This is a genomic window from uncultured Paraglaciecola sp., from assembly GCF_943787955.1.
Lineage (GTDB): Bacteria > Pseudomonadota > Gammaproteobacteria > Enterobacterales > Alteromonadaceae > Paraglaciecola.
The window spans coordinates 113577-134168 of record NZ_CALSOK010000019.1; the positions used below are offsets into that span (position 1 = coordinate 113577).

21 protein-coding genes and 2 pseudogenes are annotated in these 20592 nt (G+C 40.3%); 19 read left to right on the top strand and 4 right to left on the bottom strand.

All coding sequences use genetic code 11. From position 1 onward, the window contains the following. Positions 1–4 precede the first annotated feature (4 nt). Together hutU and hutH are read left to right on the top strand one after the other, a co-directional pair. Positions 5–1708: a urocanate hydratase gene (gene hutU / locus Q0Y52_RS17060; protein ID WP_297823736.1), complete on the top strand. Its 1704-nt coding sequence runs from the start codon at positions 5–7 to the stop codon at positions 1706–1708. Continuing rightward, positions 1708–3231 (top strand): histidine ammonia-lyase, encoded by a 1524-nt coding sequence (hutH, locus tag Q0Y52_RS17065; RefSeq protein ID WP_297823737.1) that lies wholly within the window; start codon positions 1708–1710, stop codon positions 3229–3231. Before hutU ends, hutH begins: the two co-directional genes overlap by 1 nt. 47 nt (positions 3232–3278) lie before the next feature. Here the strand turns inward: hutH and Q0Y52_RS17070 are convergent, their stop codons facing one another. Then, complete coding sequence (locus Q0Y52_RS17070) at positions 3279–4250, bottom strand: integron integrase (protein WP_366939307.1); 972 nt, start codon at positions 4248–4250, stop codon at positions 3279–3281. A gap of 349 nt (positions 4251–4599) precedes the next feature. On the opposite strand from Q0Y52_RS17070, the gene Q0Y52_RS17075 reads away from it, so the two are divergent. The 3 genes from Q0Y52_RS17075 to Q0Y52_RS17085 all read left to right on the top strand — a co-directional run bounded on the left by Q0Y52_RS17075 (position 4600) and on the right by Q0Y52_RS17085 (position 7169). Further along, positions 4600–5184 carry a metal-dependent hydrolase gene (locus Q0Y52_RS17075; RefSeq protein ID WP_297823738.1) on the top strand — a complete coding sequence of 195 codons (585 nt, stop codon included), beginning with the start codon at positions 4600–4602 and terminating at the stop codon, positions 5182–5184. A gap of 58 nt (positions 5185–5242) precedes the next feature. Then, positions 5243–6421 (top strand): alginate lyase family protein, encoded by a 1179-nt coding sequence (locus Q0Y52_RS17080; protein WP_297823739.1) that lies wholly within the window; start codon positions 5243–5245, stop codon positions 6419–6421. A gap of 181 nt (positions 6422–6602) precedes the next feature. Continuing rightward, positions 6603–7169: a hypothetical protein gene (locus tag Q0Y52_RS17085; protein ID WP_297823740.1), complete on the top strand. Its 567-nt coding sequence runs from the start codon at positions 6603–6605 to the stop codon at positions 7167–7169. Here Q0Y52_RS17085 and Q0Y52_RS17090 read toward each other — a convergent pair. Further along, positions 7144–8300 (bottom strand): IS3 family transposase gene (locus Q0Y52_RS17090; RefSeq protein WP_297816341.1). Its coding sequence is split into 2 segments (ribosomal slippage): positions 7144–8054 and positions 8054–8300, totalling 1158 coding nucleotides; the frame shifts between segments, so codons are not numbered across the junction. The two genes, Q0Y52_RS17085 and Q0Y52_RS17090, sit on opposite strands and share 26 nt — an antisense overlap. 33 nt (positions 8301–8333) lie before the next feature. On the opposite strand from Q0Y52_RS17090, the gene Q0Y52_RS17095 reads away from it, so the two are divergent. The 8 genes from Q0Y52_RS17095 (at position 8334) to Q0Y52_RS17130 (ending at position 13665) form a co-directional block, all read left to right on the top strand. Continuing rightward, a complete protein-coding gene (locus Q0Y52_RS17095; RefSeq protein ID WP_297823741.1) occupies positions 8334–8717 on the top strand; it encodes an energy transducer TonB in 384 nt (127 codons plus the stop codon). 133 nt (positions 8718–8850) lie between these two features. Then, positions 8851–9030, top strand: coding sequence for an antitermination protein NusB (locus Q0Y52_RS17100; protein WP_297823742.1), 180 nt, complete (start codon positions 8851–8853; stop codon positions 9028–9030). 146 nt (positions 9031–9176) lie between these two features. Further along, the gene (locus Q0Y52_RS17105) at positions 9177–10088 is read left to right on the top strand and encodes a sensor domain-containing diguanylate cyclase (protein WP_297823743.1); all 912 of its coding nucleotides are present in this window, start codon (positions 9177–9179) and stop codon (positions 10086–10088) included. A gap of 92 nt (positions 10089–10180) precedes the next feature. Continuing rightward, positions 10181–10738, top strand: a complete 558-nt coding sequence (locus Q0Y52_RS17110; RefSeq protein WP_297823744.1) for a hypothetical protein — start codon at positions 10181–10183, stop codon at positions 10736–10738. Between the two features lie 117 nt (positions 10739–10855). Beyond that, complete coding sequence (locus tag Q0Y52_RS17115; protein WP_297823745.1) at positions 10856–11005, top strand: hypothetical protein; 150 nt, start codon at positions 10856–10858, stop codon at positions 11003–11005. A gap of 61 nt (positions 11006–11066) precedes the next feature. Next, positions 11067–12256, top strand: a protein-coding gene (locus tag Q0Y52_RS17120) for an IS3 family transposase (RefSeq protein WP_297817896.1) whose coding sequence is annotated in 2 segments (ribosomal slippage) — positions 11067–11325 and positions 11325–12256 — 1191 coding nt in all. Because the reading frame shifts where the segments join, the coding sequence is not laid out codon by codon here. 12 nt (positions 12257–12268) lie between these two features. Then, entirely contained in the window at positions 12269–12799 is a 531-nt protein-coding gene (locus Q0Y52_RS17125; protein WP_297823746.1) for a hypothetical protein, read from the top strand. A gap of 119 nt (positions 12800–12918) precedes the next feature. Next, positions 12919–13665, top strand: coding sequence for a hypothetical protein (locus Q0Y52_RS17130; RefSeq protein ID WP_297823747.1), 747 nt, complete (start codon positions 12919–12921; stop codon positions 13663–13665). Positions 13666–14412: 747 nt separating this feature from the next. On the opposite strand, the pseudogene Q0Y52_RS17135 reads toward Q0Y52_RS17130, so the two are convergent. Continuing rightward, a pseudogene (locus Q0Y52_RS17135) lies at positions 14413–15568 on the bottom strand (IS3 family transposase). Between the two features lie 247 nt (positions 15569–15815). Here Q0Y52_RS17135 and Q0Y52_RS19630 point away from each other — a divergent pair. From Q0Y52_RS19630 to Q0Y52_RS17155, 6 genes are all read left to right on the top strand, one after another. Beyond that, complete coding sequence (locus Q0Y52_RS19630) at positions 15816–15986, top strand: BrnT family toxin (protein ID WP_366939308.1); 171 nt, start codon at positions 15816–15818, stop codon at positions 15984–15986. Then, positions 15952–16110 carry a hypothetical protein gene (locus tag Q0Y52_RS17140; protein ID WP_297823748.1) on the top strand — a complete coding sequence of 53 codons (159 nt, stop codon included), beginning with the start codon at positions 15952–15954 and terminating at the stop codon, positions 16108–16110. The genes Q0Y52_RS19630 and Q0Y52_RS17140 overlap by 35 nt, the downstream gene beginning before the upstream one ends. Continuing rightward, a complete protein-coding gene (locus Q0Y52_RS19635; RefSeq protein ID WP_366939309.1) occupies positions 16088–16282 on the top strand; it encodes a hypothetical protein in 195 nt (64 codons plus the stop codon). The genes Q0Y52_RS17140 and Q0Y52_RS19635 overlap by 23 nt, the downstream gene beginning before the upstream one ends. A 222-nt stretch (positions 16283–16504) precedes the next feature. Then, a complete protein-coding gene (locus Q0Y52_RS17145) occupies positions 16505–17494 on the top strand; it encodes an acyltransferase (protein ID WP_297823749.1) in 990 nt (329 codons plus the stop codon). Positions 17495–17807: 313 nt separating this feature from the next. After that, positions 17808–18419, top strand: coding sequence for an SGNH hydrolase domain-containing protein (locus Q0Y52_RS17150; protein WP_297823750.1), 612 nt, complete (start codon positions 17808–17810; stop codon positions 18417–18419). A 302-nt stretch (positions 18420–18721) separates the two neighbouring features. After that, complete coding sequence (locus Q0Y52_RS17155; RefSeq protein WP_297823751.1) at positions 18722–19216, top strand: metal-dependent hydrolase; 495 nt, start codon at positions 18722–18724, stop codon at positions 19214–19216. Positions 19217–19687: 471 nt separating this feature from the next. Here the strand turns inward: Q0Y52_RS17155 and Q0Y52_RS17160 are convergent. After that, a pseudogene (locus Q0Y52_RS17160) lies at positions 19688–20592 on the bottom strand (IS3 family transposase); the annotation flags it as partial.

The following is a 20592-nucleotide window of genomic DNA, read 5'->3' on the forward strand; positions in this document are numbered from 1 at the left end:
TTTTATGAATCGTCATGAACCCAGTCGCATTATCCGCGCACCTAGAGGCAATCAACTCAACGCTAAGAGTTGGCAGACAGAAGCGCCTCTTAGAATGTTAATGAATAACCTTGACGCGGAAGTGGCCGAGCATCCCCAGAGTCTGGTGGTGTATGGTGGCATTGGGCGCGCCGCTAGAGACTGGCAGAGTTACGACAAAATTGTTGAAGTACTCAAACGCCTGAATACGGATGAAACATTGCTTATACAAAGTGGTAAGCCTGTTGGTGTGTTTCCTACTCACGAAAATGCACCCCGGGTAATTATTGCTAACTCAAACCTAGTACCACACTGGGCAAATTGGGAACATTTTAATGCCTTAGATAAACAAGGCCTGATGATGTATGGGCAGATGACGGCTGGATCTTGGATATACATCGGTTCACAAGGCATAGTGCAGGGCACTTATGAAACTTTTGTGAGTGTGGCAAAACAACACTTTAATGGTGAGGCGAAAGGCCGCTGGATATTAACCGGTGGCTTGGGTGGGATGGGAGGTGCGCAACCCCTTGCTGCCACTATGGCTGGTTTTTCCATGTTGGCCATTGATGTGGACGAAAGTCGCATCGATTTTCGGATAAAAACAGGGTACTTAGATAAAAAAGCCCAAGACTTAGACCATGCTCTTGCGTTATTACACGAGGCGAATGTGGCAGGAGCAGCGGTTTCTATTGGTTTATTAGCCAACGCTGCAGATGTTTTTCCAGCATTGGTCATACGTAATGTGACGCCTGATGTGGTGACAGACCAAACCAGCGCGCACGATCCATTAAATGGATACTTACCTCAAGGCTGGAGTCTGACTCAAGCACAAAGCATGCGTCAATCTGATGAGTTTGCAGTTGTCAAAGCCGCTAAACAATCCATGGCTGTACAGGTTAAAGCCATGTTAGATCTGCAATCTAAAGGTGCGGTGACGCTGGATTACGGTAACAACATCCGCCAAATGGCATTAGAAGAAGGCGTAAAAAATGCCTTTGATTTCCCAGGGTTTGTGCCAGCCTACATCAGACCCCTGTTTTGCCAAGGCATTGGCCCATTTCGTTGGGTAGCATTATCTGGCAATCCAGAGGATATCTATAAAACCGATGCAAAAGTAAAAGAGCTTATTCCAGATAATGCACACTTACATCAATGGTTAGATATGGCCAGAGAGCGTATTCAATTTCAGGGTTTACCCGCTCGTATTTGTTGGGTGGGCCTGGGTGAAAGGCAAATGCTTGGTTTGGCCTTTAATGAAATGGTCAGAACAGGTGAACTATCCGCGCCCATTGTGATTGGCCGCGATCATCTAGACTCAGGTTCAGTTGCTTCACCTAATCGTGAAACTGAAAACATGTTAGATGGCTCTGATGCGGTATCTGATTGGCCAATACTCAACGCAATGCTCAATACCGCTGGTGGCGCAACCTGGGTAAGTCTGCATCATGGTGGTGGTGTAGGCATGGGTTTCAGTCAACATTCTGGTGTGGTCATTCTGTGTGATGGCACCGACGACGCTGCCAAGCGTATCGCCAGAGTGTTACACAACGACCCCGCTACCGGCGTCATGCGTCATGCTGACGCGGGTTATGACCTAGCCAAAGAGTGTGCGCAGAAACACAACTTAGACCTACCCATGTTAGAAAAGGTAAAAGATGAAGTGATAGAAAAACAAGGACACCAATAATGCAGCGAATTGTTATTCAACCGGGTCAACTCACCCTATCGCAATTAAGAGACGTGCATCGTCAGCATATCCCTATTGCTTTGTCACCCGATGCCCATGAAGCTATCCATAAAGCAGAACAGGTGGTGTTGGAAGTCATTGAACAAGACAGAACTGTGTATGGGATCAACACCGGTTTTGGTTTATTAGCTAACACTAAAATTGATGTGTCGGAGTTAGAGCTTTTGCAACGCAGTATCGTGTTGTCGCATGCCGCGGGTATTGGCAATTTTATGTCTGAAGATGTAGTGCGTTTGTTGTTATTGCTTAAAATAAATTCGCTGTCCCGTGGGTATTCAGGTATTCGTCTTCAAGTCATCGAAGCCCTGATCACCTTGTATAACAAGGAAATCTACCCTGCTATTCCTGAAAAAGGCTCTGTGGGAGCTTCGGGTGACTTAGCCCCTCTGGCACATATGAGTGTGGTATTACTGGGGGAAGGCGAAGTCATTTATCAAGGTACCCGAATATCAGCAGAGCATGCTTTAAAAATAGCAGGACTTGAGAAAATTGCGTTAGCGCCGAAAGAAGGGCTAGCCTTACTTAACGGGACACAGGCGTCTACTGCCTTTTCCTTAAAAGGGCTATTTTGTGCCGAAAATGCTTTAAATTGCAGTGTTGCCATAGGTGCATTAAGTGTGGAGGCAGCGCTTGGCTCTAGAGTGCCATTTGATGAACGCATTCATGAGGTGCGCGGCCATCAAGCACAAACTGATGTGGCGGCAGCTTATCGAGGTTTATTAAAAGAATCGGCTATTGGCCACTCTCACGAAGGCTGTGCAAAAGTCCAAGATCCCTATTCACTAAGATGCCAACCCCAAGTGATGGGAGCTTGTTTGCAACACATGCGTTTTGCCGCACAGACGCTTGTAGTAGAAGCGAATGGCGTATCCGATAATCCATTAGTGTTTGCCGACAGTGGCGATATCCTCTCAGGTGGTAATTTTCACGCTGAAATCGTTGCTATGACCTCAGACATGTTAGCCATTGCCTTATCTGAAATTGGTGCCTTGTCTGAAAGACGTATGGCGTTATTGATTGACTCGCACCTAAGTGGACTGCCGCCCTTTTTAGTGGATAACGGTGGGGTGAATTCGGGTTTTATGATCGCACAAGTCACCAGTGCCGCCCTTGCCAGCGAAAATAAAACCCTCGCGCACCCTGCATCAATCGATTCATTGCCCACATCGGCTAATCAAGAGGACCATGTCTCTATGGCCACCTTTGCGGGGAGACGTTTATGGGATATTTTTGACAACGTAGCGGGTATTTTAGCCATAGAATGGTTGGCGGCTAGCCAAGGATTAGACTTTAGAGCACCGCTTGAAACCAGTGACAAACTCAAATCAGTGAAAGCCCTTTTACGTACAAAAGTATCTTTTTACGACAAAGACCGATACTTTTCACCGGATATTGAGAATGCCAAAAAATTGATAGTGGATCGTAGCTTGCTTGATATTGTGGATATTGCATTACTTGAATAGCATCTTGTTATTGGATCTTTTTTAGCAATACCAAGGGATTGGTATTGCTAGCAGATAACGCGCTGTTCGGGTAAATCAATGGGGCTTATTGTGCCTGCCCGTCTATTGCCAATAACGTGCGTGTAAATTTCGGTAGTACGCAAATCACTGTGACCAAGTAATTCCTGAACAGTTCGAATATCGTTACCAGTCTGTAAAAGTCGAGTGGCGAATGAGTGCCGGAAAGTGTGGGCAGTGACTCTTTTTAATATACCGCTTTGCCTAACCGCAGCTCTTAACGCTTTTGAATAAGACGATTCGTGAATGTGATGCCTGCTTATATACCCATCTATGGGGTGCACGCACCTATTGATAGAAGGGAAAAGATATTGCCAACTAGTTTGTTTTGCTGCATTCCCGTATTTGCGCATTAATGATGGGGGCAGAGAAGCCAATCCATAGTCATCTTTTAGGTCTTGAGCATGCATTCTAATGCTTAAATCAATCTGTTGTTTGATAGCACTGCATAACGAATCAGGTAATAAGGTATAGCGATCCTTACCACCTTTACCGCGAAACACAAAAATAGAATGGTGGCTAAAATCAATATCTTTTATGCGGATCCTCAATGCCTCACTTATTCGCAAGCCACAACCGTATAATATTGCCGTGACCAACCAATACTTCCCTTTAAGGTAACTAAGCACCGCCTTGACCTCATCAGCACTTAAAACGGTCGGCAAATTTTTAGGGGCTTTGGCATATCGATATTTCAAATCCACTAATTCTGTATTCAAAACACGTTTATACATAAAAACAATGGCGCAAAGCGCTAGGTTTTGCGTTGCTGCGCTAACACCACGATTTATTGCCAGATGATTTAGGAAACGCTCTATTTCAACATTAGCCATCGTATTTGGATGTTTTAAATTATTAAAACGAATAAAATGCCGACACCAATACAGATAGGTTTTTTCTGTTTTTAGGCTGTAGTGACGGGTACGAATTTCTAAGCGAATTGACTCGATAAAGGCTGACATTAAAATATCTCAATTAACTGTATATATATACAGTTATAATAAATATTTGAAATATTGCCAATGTTTTATGGGGAACTCACGCAAAATGTGTGGCACTTGTTATCATATTTCTCTTGTAGGTTATTGTTAGATATGGGCTTAAAGTCAAAGCATATTTTTATGAAATTTCGTATTTAACCGGAATAGCGGTTTCCACTTGTCAGAAACATCCTGAAAATGACTTTCATATGCGCTAAGACTATGAAACGATAAATTATATTTTTACTTTTTCGGAAGTTTTAAGTCGAATTGAATCCGCGCTTAATCCGATTTCCGACTAATAAACTCTTAAGCATTAAAAGTAAGAAGAGTGCCATTTACTCCAATACACATGGGGCCTGGAATATTTTTAAAGGGCATCTTACAAGGTAGTTTTAGTCTAATGGTTTTCGGTTGGACTCAAATTGTAATGGATATACAACCACTCTTTGTACTTATATCCGGTGAGGGGCACTTACACGGTTTCTCCCATACATATGTTGGTGCGACGGTATTGGCAATATTTTCAGCTCTTACGGGCAAGTATTTATCGCAATTTGGCCTTTGGGTACTACAAATAGAAAAGTCCATTTACAGTAATATTAGGTGGTGGGTTGTTTTTCTAAGCGCATTCATAGGTAGCTTTAGTCACGTACTATTGGATAGTGTTATTCATTCAGACGTCCAGCCGTTTTATCCGGTTACTCTGTCTAACCCATTTCTTAGTGTAATATCAGACTCAGCACTTCATAAATTATGTTTATATTCAGGTTTAGTGGGTGCTGCTATCACTATTTCATTCAGTGGCGTGGTAAAAATGCTTAACAAACAGCTCAAACCGACCTCCACTGCGTTGCTCGTTTTGTGCTTTTCGCTACGCTCGCACAAAACAATCAACTTCGTTCCGGCGGCTTAGCTGGGCGTTATGTTTTTTGCTATCAATTTATTTACAAGCCGAAGTAAAAGGAAATCAATTGAACTTTGTAACTTTTAAAAATCTACATAATAGTTATTCGTTTAAGAGGGTATTGTTTAATTATCGGAGTTCATGCCGTAAAATATTATCTAATATTGATGACACTAAAGAGTACTTTTCACATTCATACTTTCAAAGTCTTGCGGAACAATATTCAAATAATATTAACCAAGTTGAATCATCATTGTTAATTGATGAAGCTGATGAGTTATTAACCAAACCTTATCTAAATATTACCAAAAAACACTTAGATACACTTTGTATTAATCCTCAAAATTATATTTCATTTGCTCCTTATTATTGGCAAATTAATAATGAACATCCAATGAAAAAAAGTACAGTTAAAGCTGAATATAGGGATAGCCGTTCAAATCCATTTCTAGCTGAACGTTCAGATAAACCTAAATTGGCACAATTGTGCGCGAGAATTCATTTATTAGTATTAGCAAGCATCAAAAATAATGATAAAAAGTATATTGAGTATATTCACATGCAATTGAATATTTGGTTTGTTGATCAAAATACCAGAATGAACCCACACATGATATATGCGCAAATTAGGCCATGGAGTGGAGCTAACAAGGGACATGGCATTATTGATTCTAGGTGGCTTATATTATTATTTGATGCGATTGCTCTGTTAAAGCATAAAATGGGGTATGTAATAGAAAAAGAGGTTGTTTCTTGGCTAGTACAATTTGCAAAATGGATACTGTCTTCACTTAGTGGGTTTAATGAAATTTTAAGAGAAAACAATAGGGGCTCATGGGTAGATGTCTTGTTATGCTACATTGGTCTGGCAGTTAATAAATCACAGGTGGCTTCTTGTATTCTTGAGCAGTCTTATTCAGAACGTCTTAAAAAACAAATAGATAATAATGGCTTTCAGCCATTGGAGTTGAAAAGATATAATCCCGTTAGCTACTCCCTTTATAATATGTATCCGTTATATTATTTAAACAATTTGAATATACACTTCAATAATAAAAATAAAGGATCTAGCCATATTAACCTATTACAAAATGCAGAGGTGGAATTGTATCATTTAATAAAAGACCATGAAGAGGGGGAAATTGAACATATTAATTTTTGCTCTAGCAATGCTTTAAATTTATATTACCCTTATTCTTATTATCAGCTTTCTAATTTTCCTTGTGTTATGCCTTTTACCTTGTGATAAACCGTATTTATAAAAATACAGAATACGAGGCTAGAGCTTTATTAATTTTGGCGTGTCCCTATAAACATATCAAGAAATTAAACAAGGACAAAAAACAGTTGGCTTTTGCTCCTGCGTCGCTTATTTTAGCCAACTATAAATTTCCTCTTAATGTGGCGTTAGGCTATAAAGACATCAGATGTTTGATCGGATTAAACGTTTTTTTCAGGATACAAGAATACATCTGGATTCTCCTCGGTATGAGCGCCAGCAACGCGACGAGCATGAACGGCAGGCACAAAGACGGTTTTCGACAAAACATCTAAATATTGAAAAATCGAAATTACTTGAAAAGATAGAGTCTGAAGCAAACTCGAAATTCAATGCATCAATACTCGAAAAAGAAAATAATAATAAGCGACACGAAGCAGAGGCAAATAAAACACAACATTTGCTTTCGTTCTTCCTGAGGAATTATAAGAAAGAGCTTAATGAGATTTATGCTAAGAAGGAGGAGCTTTTTTCGAAGAAAAAATTACTTTTTGAGAGTCTCTCTGAGTTAAAAGAACCCTTATCTGAGGCATTCGACGATAAAAACAAGGCATACAATGAACTTAACAACTACAAGGGTAGAATTGATTCATGGCACGCAAAGTCTGACAGGACTCCTTGGCTTTTCGGGAATTCCGGTAAAAAGTTACCAAAACATTCTTTGTTTGGACAGAGTTTTGGTGTTCTGGTCAAGTCCAACCGGACACTTTTCTAAAGGAGTTTTCAAATTCAATTGGCGATTGATCCAAATTAGCTGAATGTAGTCGCTCAACATTATAATATTTCATGTACCTAGCAACATCTTCTCGCATATGTGTTCGAGTGGGCTGCGGTACTTTAAACAACCAATCATGCTTTAAACTTCCAAAGAAGCGCTCCACAACAGCATTATCCCAGCAAGCTCCAACATCTCCCATACTAGCTCGACACTCTAATCGCGACAGTAGATTTCTAAAGCCTTTACTCGTGTACTGAGAGCCTCTGTCACTGTGAAACACCAAACCTTTTGGTGGTTTGCGTAAATTATGAGCCTTTGTCAGTGCTTGCTCGACCAAATCACGCGTCATGCGTTTTGATATATGCCAACCTACAATCCGGCGTGAATACAAATCCATGACAATGGCTAAGTACAACCAGCCCTCACCAGTCTTTAAATAGGACACATCACCCGCCCAAATTTGATTGGGTCCAACAGGATTGAAATTCATATTTAGCAAGTTGTCAGCCACAGCATCACTGTGTTTGCGCTTGGTTGTCACTTTATAAGCTATTCGCTGAGTCACAACTAATTTAAGCCGTTCCATTAACTTAATGGCGCGATACCGCGTTATTTCAAAGCCTTCTTTGCGTAGTGCTTTAGCAAGCTCTCTGCTGCCTAAACTGTTTCGACTTGCCTTGAATAATGCTTTGGCTCGTCGATACAGTCTTAGCATTTGAGCGCTAATGAGTTCACCAGGTTTTTTTAGCCATGCGTAGTATGCTGACGAACTCACTTCCATCACTTTACAAGCAACTGACACCGGATACTTCGCATCAAGCTCACTTATAAAAGAATATCTTACTTCATTTCTTTCGCGAAGAAGGCACTGGCCTTTTTTAGGATTTCACGCTCCATTTGTAGACGTTTACTATCTTTCCTGAGCTGAATTAACTCTGCCCGTTCATCACCAGATAATGCATCACCTAGTGCCTGTTTCTTATGCTTAGCTACCCAGTTGTAAAGTAGTTTGTCTGTCACACCTAAAGATGCAGCAGCTTGTACGATTGGATAGTCTTGCTCTATTACCAGAGCGACCGCTTCTTGTTTAAATTCTGCGGGATAATGTTTATTTGTTCGTTTAGTCATATTCACCTCAATTAACAGGATTATAATCCTTTATTGAAGTGTCCGGTTAATTCAACCACAACAGACTCTGGCGCAATAAACCTAACTCAAAGTAAAGAGGAAGCAGAGAAGTATTGGGTTGCATTACGACTGGTTACTCCCAAATATCCTGTTTCCGTAGCAAAAAATAAAATTGCAGGCTGTTCTCGATTTCAAATCACAATAGACTCTATGTGCAATACTGTTAATTCTGTATTGTTGGAAAGCTATCCAACTAAAGCTTTTGTCACACCTTCAAAGGCGGCATTAAGAAATTGGACTTGGGAGCCTACAAATTACAACCACAGCAAAGCTCCTATCATCCGTACCGTACAGCTAGACTTTTATATTGAAGACGCACAAAACTATGAACAAGCAAAAGAATACTGTGCTGTTTAGACGCAGTTCTAACAAAACGCTGTTGGCACTCCCTTCGGTCGTTGGGACGCATACACGAGGCCGCTTCGCGATTATAGCCCCGTGCCTGCGCCCCAAAGCTTAAAGTTAGTATTCATTAAGGATATCTCAAATTATGGAAACCATTTCAAGTTCAGGCTCATACTTCGTTGGCTGGGGAACCCTAGCTTTAATCAATGCAGGTTTAGCGCAAGGTAAAGGTCGCAAAGGCTTAAATTGGTTTTTAATTTCTTTGCTACTGGGCCCAATTGCTACATTCTTACTTCTGGTTATGGAAGATCTAAAATCTGTTTAAAACAAATACTAACAAACAAAGCCACTCAGACGCGCAATAAGCGCGCGTCTGTGCTTTGAAGCGTTATGTGTATATGAATATTAGTTTTCGATCCGCACCAGATATTAGGACATTCGAATGAATTTATCGAAGGAGCGTAAGAAACTGTGCAACTAAGTGAAAATTATAGCCGCATGCTCTTCGAAAAAACTGTTATTGGGCTAGCATTGTGCCGAATGAACGGAAACTTAGTTGATGTAAATAGCGCATTTGCTGAATTACTAGGAAGGACGATTGAGGAGGCGCTAACACTCACCTATTGGCAAATCACTCCAGAGAAGTATGCATCGCAAGAAAAGGCTCAAGTGGAGAGTCTAGAAAAGACAGGAAGATACGGCCCCTATGAGAAGGAGTATATTCATGCGGACGGTCATTTTATTCCTGTACGGTTATCGGGTCAGATTGTAGAAATAGAAGGTGAGAGATACATTTGGTCGAGTGTTGAAGATATTACTGATCACAAACAAGCAGAAGAGGAACTCGCGCGCCTTTACAAAGAAATGGAACAGCTTTCATTTCAGGATGGATTGACCGGAATCGCTAACAGAAGAATGTTTGATCAAACTCTGGATAGAGAATGGAAACGCGCTCAAAGAGACAGGTCATCGTTGTCATTAATAATGTTCGATATTGATTATTTTAAGCAGTACAACGATTTTTACGGGCATCAGCGAGGTGATGAGTGTCTGAAGCAGGTTGCAAAGGCATTATGCGGGGTATCAAAGCGGGCAATGGATTTATTTGGCCGATACGGTGGTGAAGAGTTTTTTTTGTTGCTTCCCGCAACAAACGAAACACAAGCGCGCCAATTAGCCGAGCAATGTTTCAGTGCAGTCAAGCAACAGAAGCTTCCACATGAACTTTCCACTGTCGGTGATATAGTTACGATTAGCGCTGGAGTTAGCACTATCATTCCTATAGAAGAAACACATTCATCAATACTCATCGAAGCTGCCGATAAATTGCTATATCAGGCAAAGCAAAAAGGTCGTAACCGATTTGAACATCAGCAAGAGTAAGATGACTGCTTTTAGCAGAAAGTAGATAGTTTAGAGAATTGAATGCAGTGCAATAAAACGCATAATAAACTGTTATGTGCCAGGAGGTTGATTTGAAAATACTGATTGCTTTATTAACCTTGTTAGCTCTTTGCTCTTGTGCTGTTATTAACGAGGACTTTTACTTCCCAAGTGCAGACGGTGGCTCTGTTGAGAAGGAATCCTGTAGAGGAGAGGTCGGCGCAGATAATACTCTGGTATTGAACTTTAAGGATGTGATTGCCAAGTTTTCAATTCGTATATATGGAGAGAAACGTTTTTTCTCTGTTATATTCACAATACCAGAAGGCACCGAGGTAATTTGGCCACAACAATCCATTATTGCAGTCGCTGAAGATACAAGTATTGATTTAACTATAAGTTCCTTTGCTCGGGTTGTAAGCCGAGGCGATGATTATCAAACAGCCGAGTATCATGCTGGGTCTATCATGAAAAATAATTTAGATACTTCAGAAGATGAGTACTTTGAATCTATCTTGTTACCTAACAAGGATTTTAAAGTACTAACTATCGAAAACCTCAACATCATTATAAATGGGGAAAAATTATCTGTACCAAGCATACGTTTCGAAAAATCGAGTGGTTATTTTTTGCATACACTAAATTGTTAGCCATAGCACATAACAAGCTAATTAATAAGGACAAAAAACAGTTGGCTGTTTTCGTTCCTCAACATTTTAGCCAACAATTTTTTGCCCATTATTAGGGCGTTAAATATAAGGATAAAAATGAGATATTACGATTCAAATCAACCTTTGATTGTTATTCATATACCTAAAGCTGCGGGGAGTTCAAGCAAAGAAATTTTTAAGTCTTGGTTTGGTGATAACTTTCACCAGCACTATTATAATGAACAAGAAGGGTTTGAAGTGGCATAGTTAATTTGGCCACCTAACTAGAGATGTTATGCTATTTGCATAGCAAGATTAGGTGCCAAAGATGAGCAAAAGAACAAGACGGACTTTTAGTCCTGAATTTAGATTGGAAACAGCACAACTGGTTGTTGATCAAAGTTACACTCACGACGAAGCCGCTAAGGCAATGGGGGTTGGTTTTTCAACGATAGGAAAGTGGGTAAAACAACTTCAACAAGAACGTAAAGGCGTGAGAGTTGAGCAAACCCCAATGACGCCTGACCAGCTAGAAATAAAGGATTTAAAGAAGAAGCTTGCGCGAGCTGAGCTTGAGAAGGAAATATTAAAAAAGGCTACCGCTCTGTTGATGTCGGACTCCATGAACAACTCTCTCTAGTAGAGAAACTGAGTCAGAGTGATGAACGCCGTTATTCGATAAAAGTGCTATGTGAGGTATTTGGAGTCCACCGCAGCACCTACAAATATTGGCTTGGGCGAGATAGACGCTTATCACCAGAGGTCGCTAAATTGTACGGCCAGGTGAAAGAAGTGCATCGGCAAAGCAACGGCTCAGCGGGCGCAAGAACGATAGCGATTATGGCAACCGACAATGGTTTCCCTTTATCTCGTTATCGTGCCAGTAATATCATGAAGAAGTTGAATTTAGTCAGTTGCCAACTACCGCAACATGCCTACAAGAAGGCGACTAAAGAGCATGTGGCTATCCCGAACATATTGGATAGGCAATTTGCCGTCATTGAGCCTAATCAATTGTGGTGCGGCGATGTGACGTATATTTGGACAGGCAACCGATGGGCTTACTTAGCGGTCGTCATGGATTTATTTGCAAGAAAACCCGTTGGTTGGGCGATGAGTCATTCGCCTGATAGTAATTTAACCTGTCAGGCGTTGACCATGGCATTTGAAAGTCGTGGAAGACCTAAAGAGGTGATGTACCATAGCGATCAAGGAAGTCACTACACAAGTCGCCAATTTAGGCAGCTAGTATGGCGATATCGATTAACGCAAAGTATGAGCCGACGAGGAAACTGCTGGGATAATAGTCCAATGGAACGCTTTTTTAGAAGCTTAAAAACAGAATGGATACCAACAACTGGCTATTGTAGTTTTAGTGAAGCTAAGCACGGTATCAATGATTATATTATTGGCTATTACAGTGAGTTTAGGCCGCATTCATATAATGGTGGATTGACACCAAATGAATCGGAATATCGGTATCGAAAATACTACAAACCCGTGGCCAAAATGACTTGACCACTTCAGTTAATGCCTGAAAAAATTGACATATGTAAACTAAACAGTTCTAAAGATCCTCTATGTTTACATGGGCACTTTAATAAATTAAGAAAATTTGGTGTGAAAGATTATTATCCATTAGCCAATCAATTTGTCACAATATTAAGAGATCCATATGAGCTTATAATTTCACATTATTTTTTCGTTTCAAAAGTTGGTGGTAATTGGAAAGACAAATCAAGAGTTCCTAAATCAGATATTGAGACATACCTAAGAAGTACCAAGCCTAATATGTTAAATCATTTCCCTAGAGAAGTTACACTAGAAAACTATAAAGATATTTGTGAGGAATATTTTATAGAGATAGGAATAACTGAAAAATTAGACCAATCACTTGAGCGGATAGCGAATAAACTTGGATTTGAATTCATGAATGATACTCCCAGTTTAAATAAAACAGATAGAGATCAAAAAATTCCAGAAAATTTTAAAGATCAATTTATAGAATTAAACAGACTTGAATATGAGGTTTATGAATATTGCTTGGGAAAATATATTTAACAAGTTAATCAACTGGACGTATTACGGTTGTCATCATTTTTGCAAAAGAAAAAGGCGCAAAAATAACACTAACCTACACGCCAGTTATTAAGGCGTTATATTTTACATGAGAGACTATAGTGCCTGTAATAAAAATACTGAATACATCAGATACTCTTGTTGTCGCTGTCACTGGTTATGGGAACAAGTTGAGCCTCCCTGTAGACGATTTTTTCAAAAAATCTGGATTGGAATATGCAAGTAGAATTGTAATATCAGATACTACAAAGATGAAAACATTGGCAGGTGTTTATCCTGATTTCGTAAGTTTTGATGACTTATTGCTCTATATTAAAAGTGTAATTTCTGAGAATAATTACAAATCCTTAATCGTTACAGGTGTATCTGCGGGAGCCCATACTGCATTGCTCCTTGGGCATCTCCTTGACGCTGATCAAGTGGTGGCTTTCGCTCCATACCCTTATTTGAGCTATAACGAAGTAAAAAGACAGAAGGACCCTATTCTACATTCGCACAAAAAGATGCTAGCGAAGTTTAACGAACTGCCAGAAAGTATTAAAAAAAACTTTGACTTGGCGAAAGTATTAAACAGATGGAACGGCATAACAGAATACTACATACACGTATCAAGATATAACAAAATAGACTATAAACGAGCGACTTATCTTTCTGGCTTACCTAAAGTGTATATTATTACTCATCCATATAAAGAGCATGCTGTAGCATCGATGCTAAGCCATGACTCCCTACTAAAAAAATGTTTCTCGCTTCCATTTTATAAGGATAATATATTCAAAGAAGGATATCTAAACTTTACATTTAAATTTAGTCGATTCACTCAGAGTTTAATGAAAATTATTACCTAAATAAAGCACCAAACAAAGTACTAACAATAAGCAACACGTGATTGTATTGCAGCCTCATAATCCAGTGTAAAATATAACAAGGCCAGTCAAAAGGACCGCCAAAGTTACGTTGGTATTTTATGCATTACGCTGACGCTCCATTAACATACAATACCGCTTCGCCGTCCCGTGCTGGCGGCGTTATGCATCATAGAGAGATATGGAGAAATTAGGGGTTTTGCGTAAACCGGCAGCTTCATTGTTAGTGGCATTATTTATTTGTGGAGCAAGCTTTATAATTTATGGGCCGCTCTGCATGTGGGGCTGTCCCGATACGTTGCTGCCAAAATTCTTAGGGCTTATATTTTGGGGCTCTGCTATAGCGTCAGCTGGTTCTGTTCTGTGGCTTTTGTATATAGCTTTCAACAAACTTAAGGCAGTAGAATAAACTATGTGCCAAAAATGCATAACAAAACGGTCAATGATCGCCTGCGGCTGGACAGCATAACCCGTGGCTTCGCCACATACTGTCCATTCACTAGGCGTTATATTTCACGCGTAATATATGCACTCGAGATAGCTGATGAATATTATTGAATGCGAGACAGGTGACGCTAAAACCATAGTGGATGGTTTAGTTAAATTTAATGCTGAGAAAGTTCCGTTCTCTCAGATTGATCCATTTATAAATCTCAATTATAAGATTGAAGAAAGTGGTGAAATTATAGCTGGGATACTTGGATGCCTGTATTGTTGGGTCTGTTCTGGTCAAGTCCAACCGGACACTTTTCTAAAGGAGTTTTCAAATTCAATTGGCGATTGATCCAAATTAGCTGAATGTAGTCGCTCAACATTATAATATTTCATGTACCTAGCAACATCTTCTCGCATATGTGTTCGAGTGGGCTGCGGTACTTTAAACAACCAATCATGCTTTAAACTTCCAAAGAAGCGCTCCACAACAGCATTATCCCAGCAAGCTCCAACATCTCCCATACTAGCTCGACACTCTAATCGCGACAGTAGATTTCTAAAGCCTTTACTCGTGTACTGAGAGCCTCTGTCACTGTGAAACACCAAACCTTTGCTGGCTTGCGTAAATTATGAGCCTTTGTCAGTGCTTGCTCGACCAAATCACGCGTCATGCGTTTTGATATATGCCAGCCCACAATCCGGCGTGAATACAAATCCATGACAATGGCTAAGTACAACCAGCCCTCACCAGTCTTTAAATAGGACACATCACCCGCCCAAATTTGATTGGGTCCAACAGGATTGAAATTCATATTTAGCAAGTTGTCAGCCACAGCATCACTGTGTTTGCGCTTGGTTGTCACTTTATAAGCTATTCGCTGAGTCACAACTAATTTAAGCCGTTCCATTAACTTAATGGCGCGATACCGCGTTATTTCAAAGCCTTCTTTGCGTAGTGCTTTAGCAAGCTCTCTGCTGCCTAAACTGTTTCGACTTGCCTTGAATAATGCTTTGGCTCGTCGATACAGTCTTAGCATTTGAGCGCTAATGAGTTCACCAGGTTTTTTTAGCCATGCGTAGTATGCTGACGAACTCACTTCCATCACTTTACAAGCAACTGACACCGGATACTTAGCATCAAGCTCACTTATAAAAGAATATCTTACTTCATTTCTTTCGCGAAGAAGGCACTGGCCTTTTTTAGGATTTCACGCTCCATTTGTAGACGTTTACTATCTTTCCTGAGCTGAATTAACTCTGCCCGTTCATCACCAGATAATGCATCACCTAGTGCCTGTTTCTTATGCTTAGCTACCCAGTTGTAAAGTAGTTTGTCTGTCACACCTAAAGATGCAGCAGCTTGTACGATTGGATAGTCTTGCTCTATTACCAGAGCGACCGCTTCTTGTTTAAATTCTGCGGGATAATGTTTATTTGTTCGTTTAGTCATATTCACCTCAATTAACAGGATTATAATCCTTTATTGAAGTGTCCGGTTAATTCAACCACAACAGTTCTTGACCTTAAGCAATTTGGATACCGTTTCCCAAATTCCACAGCATTACAATCACATGCACTCGGACAGCAAAAAGCGCCGCTCCTCCGTCGCTCTGCTTTTTGCTGCCGGTGATGTGAAGCGTTAGTGCTGTCTTGGTTTCGGTATGGCTATTTAGCCATATTTATGGCAATATCAGCGCATGAGCGATTCAAGTTTTGAATGGGATGACACAAAGGATGGTGAAAATCAGCTAAAGCATGCCGTTTCGTTTGCAGAGGCCCAATTCGCATTTTTTGATGAAAATCGCATTATTGCTGAAGATCTAGGACATGGTGATGAGGAGAAACGATATTATTGTTTTTGGGTATGACCAAACTTCTGAAGGGTATTCTGGCGGTACGTTTTTACGTATCGAAAAAAATCGCATAAGAATCTTCGGCGCAGGCTACTGGCGCAAAGGTAAAAAGATTTATGAACAAGAAAATAAAATATAGCAACGAACGGCTAAATAATTTAGAGCTGGTTTCGGATTTTCTACCGACACCTCAAGAACTTTCTCTTCGTAATAGAAGCACAAAGATTACGATCTCTCTTAGCACTGAGAGCATCAACTTCTTTAAAGACCAAGCCAATCAACATGATATGCAGTATCAAAAAATTGATTAGGCAGCTTCTAGATGATTATGTTACCCAGCAAAAAGCACTAACAAGTTCAAACAGACAGACACGCTGAGGCGTGCTGTTGTTAAAGGCGTTATAGGGTGAAGCTAGTCCGTAATTGACCTAAAGCGGTCATTAGAATAGCAATTCCTTCATGTCGGCTGCATATTTTCCATACATGCGTTGAATTTTAATATAAAAATATTCGTCTTTTTAGATGGGCCTATAATGACAAGCAAAAGAAGTGACAGTTTCCTAAAGGATTTAGAAGGATTAAGGGCAATAGCTGTGCTTGCGGTATTAATTTTTCATGTTGATGAGAATCTATTGCCAGGCGGCTTTCTAGGTGTTGATCTTTTCTTTGTTATTTCAGGATATGTTGTATCCAAGGTATTGATCTCAGGAGGGGTGAAAGGGCAACTATTAGATTTCTATTTAAATCGGTTTCATCGATTAATCCCTGCATCAGCCGTCACAATATTAGCCACCATAGTATTATTTGAAGTCTTCGCCAACCAACTAACAAATGACGATTTTTACATATCAGCCTTATCTTCAATTTTTTCGTTTGCAAATATAAACTTTTATCTTAGTAGCGGTTACTGGTCTGACGAGCTTTCCGTTAACCCTTTCTTGCACTTTTGGTCCCTTTCAGTAGAAGAGCAGTTTTATCTGATTTGGCCTGCCATTCTATACGTGGTTGCCATTAGGCGGCCTCGGTACGCCTTAAAAGCTTTGATCGCACTACTTCTACTAAGTATTGCCTTGCTCTATATGATAGATACCACCGGTCCATCAGCAAGCTTTTATCTAATGCCTTCTAGAATATTTCAATTTTCGGCCGGCGCATTGGCTTTCTACCTTTCAGGCGTGAAGGGGCACATTTATCTGCGAGAATCATCTTTCATAGTTGGCATCCTGTCTTTTCTTGCGCTGGTATGTCTGGTCAGCGGAGATAGTGGGTCAATCCTGATTAATATGATTACCCCAACGATAGCTTCGTTCTTAATTTTATTTGGCCTACAAACACAGACCTCAATTTTTAGCCTCTCAAGCTTTCCATTCAGGTATATAGGAAGGATTTCCTATTCACTTTATTTGGTCCACTGGCCCATTATCATTCTATTAAAGATTAATTACGGAAGTACCCTGATAATTCAGGGGCTGGCTATCGTGTTGTCGTTTTTTTTTCGCATACGTATTACACGAAAAAATTGAAAAGAAGTGCCGGCTGCATAAAATCAAGGCGGAAAGGGCTCAATCTTTTTGGCCCAAAAGAAAGTCTCTTGTCAATCTCGGGCTATTTTCTTCATCAATATTTGTCATCTTAATTGGTATCTATACCTCAACAATGACTACCCCTATTAAAATTGACGATATTCAGCAGTCAACCGCTGTGAACTCGAGTTTTAAGGCTAATATAAAGTCTGATAATAAAAATATATGGACATGCGCAAACCTATGAGAAAGGTGTTCTAAATGGCGAGTCAAAGTACAAATTAAGCACTGATTTAAACTTGGAGCAGGTGCCTTGAAGGGAAGTACATTCTACCTAGGTGATAGCTGGGGCCCAGAGGCAGCCGAAGTTTTATTCTCCGCTTATGGAGCAAAAAATGTTGCCACTCTCAACTCTGCTGGCTGTAGACCACTACCACCAAAGGAAGCCTCTTCCAAAGCTCCAGACTTTCACAGAATGAATACCCTGCGTTTCGACATGTCGTTATTGTCAAAGTACAAGCATATATTTATAAGCAGTAATTGGCACAATCAACCCGCGTCGAATTTAGATGAATTGATAGATTTCTTTAGAAACAGCAATAAAAATGTTTATCTATTTTCTCCAAGACCAAACTTTATAGCCCCCGTTCCAAGCATAATCAACAAAGACTCAGTGAAGGACGTTAACCTCTCTAATTATGTGGAAAAACCTAAAGAGATCAATATGGAAATCTTTCTAAATACCGTGTCCGCAGAGGAAAATATTCGGTTCATCGATTGGTATTCTCCTCTTACTAAAAATGGAGGGTTCATAGCTCTTACCCCTGAAGGAAAACAAATATATAGAGATAAATCTCATCTAACCACTGATGGCATGAAGTATCTCGCTGAAATATTATCAAATGAAATTATTAAAATTGACTAAACCCAACCGGTCTCAGGTATAAAATAGAGGCTATTAAGCCTCTTTATTTATTAGCTTTGATCTGCCAGCTTAACAATTCATTAAGATCTGATGGCGCGGCGCATACATTCAGATTTAAAAGTTCAGCGTAATAAATTTATACAAGGAGGTAGTCTAGGGCTGAATAGTCAGCTCTTGGCATATAGCTGCCACCTTGAATATCTGTGTGTTACCCTATAACAAGCAAAGGCAGCATCGCCCTTCGGGCTGGACGCGCTAACGCGCGCCGCTGCTTTGGGCGTTAAGCATTAAAAGGAAGAAGAGTGCCATTTACTCCAATACACATGGGGCCTGGAATATTTTTAAAGGGCATCTTACAAGGTAGTTTTAGTCTAATGGTTTTCGGTTGGACTCAAATTGTAATGGATATACAACCACTCTTTGTACTTATATCCGGTGAGGGGCACTTACACGGTTTCTCCCATACATATGTTGGTGCGACGGTATTGGCAATATTTTCAGCTCTTACGGGCAAGTATTTATCGCAATTTGGCCTTTGGGTACTACAAATAGAAAAGTCCATTTACAGTAATATTAGGTGGTGGGTTGTTTTTCTAAGCGCATTCATAGGTAGCTTTAGTCACGTACTATTGGATAGTGTTATGCATTCAGACGTCCAGCCGTTTTATCCGGTTACTCTGTCTAACCCATTTCTTAGTGTAATATCAGTCTCAGCACTTCATAAATTATGTTTATATTCAGGTTTAGTGGGTGCTGCTATCTACTATTTCATTCAGTGGCGTGGTAAAAATGCTTAACAAACAGCTCAAACCGACCTCCACTGCGTTGCTCGTTTTGTGCTTTTCGCTACGCTCGCACAAAACAATCAACTCCGTTCCGGCGGCTTAGCTGGGCGTTATACATACTTGAGGGCATCCGTATCTTAATTAGGGCTATAAAGAGTCAGTTAGATTTAAAGCCGTATTTCTTCTCAAAATCGGCTAAAGTTGGTGGTGTTGGCTGTGTGCTTGGTTTTATTTTTGCGTATAACTTATTTTTTGTTATTGCTACTCATTTTGGTATTGAATCTGATGTCCCTTTAAGAAGCTATGATAACGTGCTTGTTATTTCTGTTTTTGCTTTATGCTTTTTCACACTGTTATTTTCTTTATATAAACTTTGTGTTTTTGATCTTCCCCCAATTTTATAGACACTTAGCTTGCCTGTGAATACATGATTTCATATTCATCTGGAGACACATGGCCAAGATGGCTATGCAGTCGAGTTCGATTGTAAAACACTTCTATGTAATCAAACAAATCTGCTTTGGCTTCACTTCGGGTTGCGTACACTTTTCGCTTTACACGTTCAGTCTTAATAGAGTGAAAAAAGCTTTCTGCCACAGCGTTATCTAGACAATGTCCTCGTCTGCTCTTACTCGGAGTCAGATTATGCGCTTTTAGGAAATCTCGATAATCACCGCTTGCATATTGGCTCCCTTGATCGCTATGAACAATCACCTGTGTTGCTTTGGGTCGTCGCCATACGGCCATCAGCAGTGCTTTAATCACAATATCTGATGTCATAGTCGGTTGCATTGACCAACCAATCACTTTGCGTGAGAACAAGTCCAATACGACAGCCAGATATAACCAGCCCTCTTAAGTCTTGATGTAAGTAATATCTCCAACCCAAGCGGTATCAGGCTCGCACACCACAAATTGCTGCTATAGATGGTTATCTGCTGCAATATGAAGCGTAGAAGGCTTAAAGTAGCGCCGTTTATAACCAATATTAGCTCTGAGTTTGGCTTGCTTCATCAACTTAGCCACACGGTTTTCACCGCATGTTTCACCCGAACGACGCAGCTCATGTGTGATGCGTGGAATGCCATACACACCGCCACTTTGAACATAACTGGCTTTAATCCGTTCAAGCAATCGTACATTTTCTTTTTCTGCATCAGATTGAGGCTCTTTCAACCAAGCGTAAAAACCACTGCGGTGGACATTTAACACCTTGCACATGGTGTTAACGCGATAAACATGGTGTTAACGCGATAAACATGGAGTCGTGATTTTATGAACGTGTACTTTTCTTTGACTCGCTTGCAAAGTACACGGCGGCCTCCTTTAGGATGTTACGCTCTTCTGTCATGCGTTTGACCTCTGCCTTAAGCTGGCGTATTTCTGCT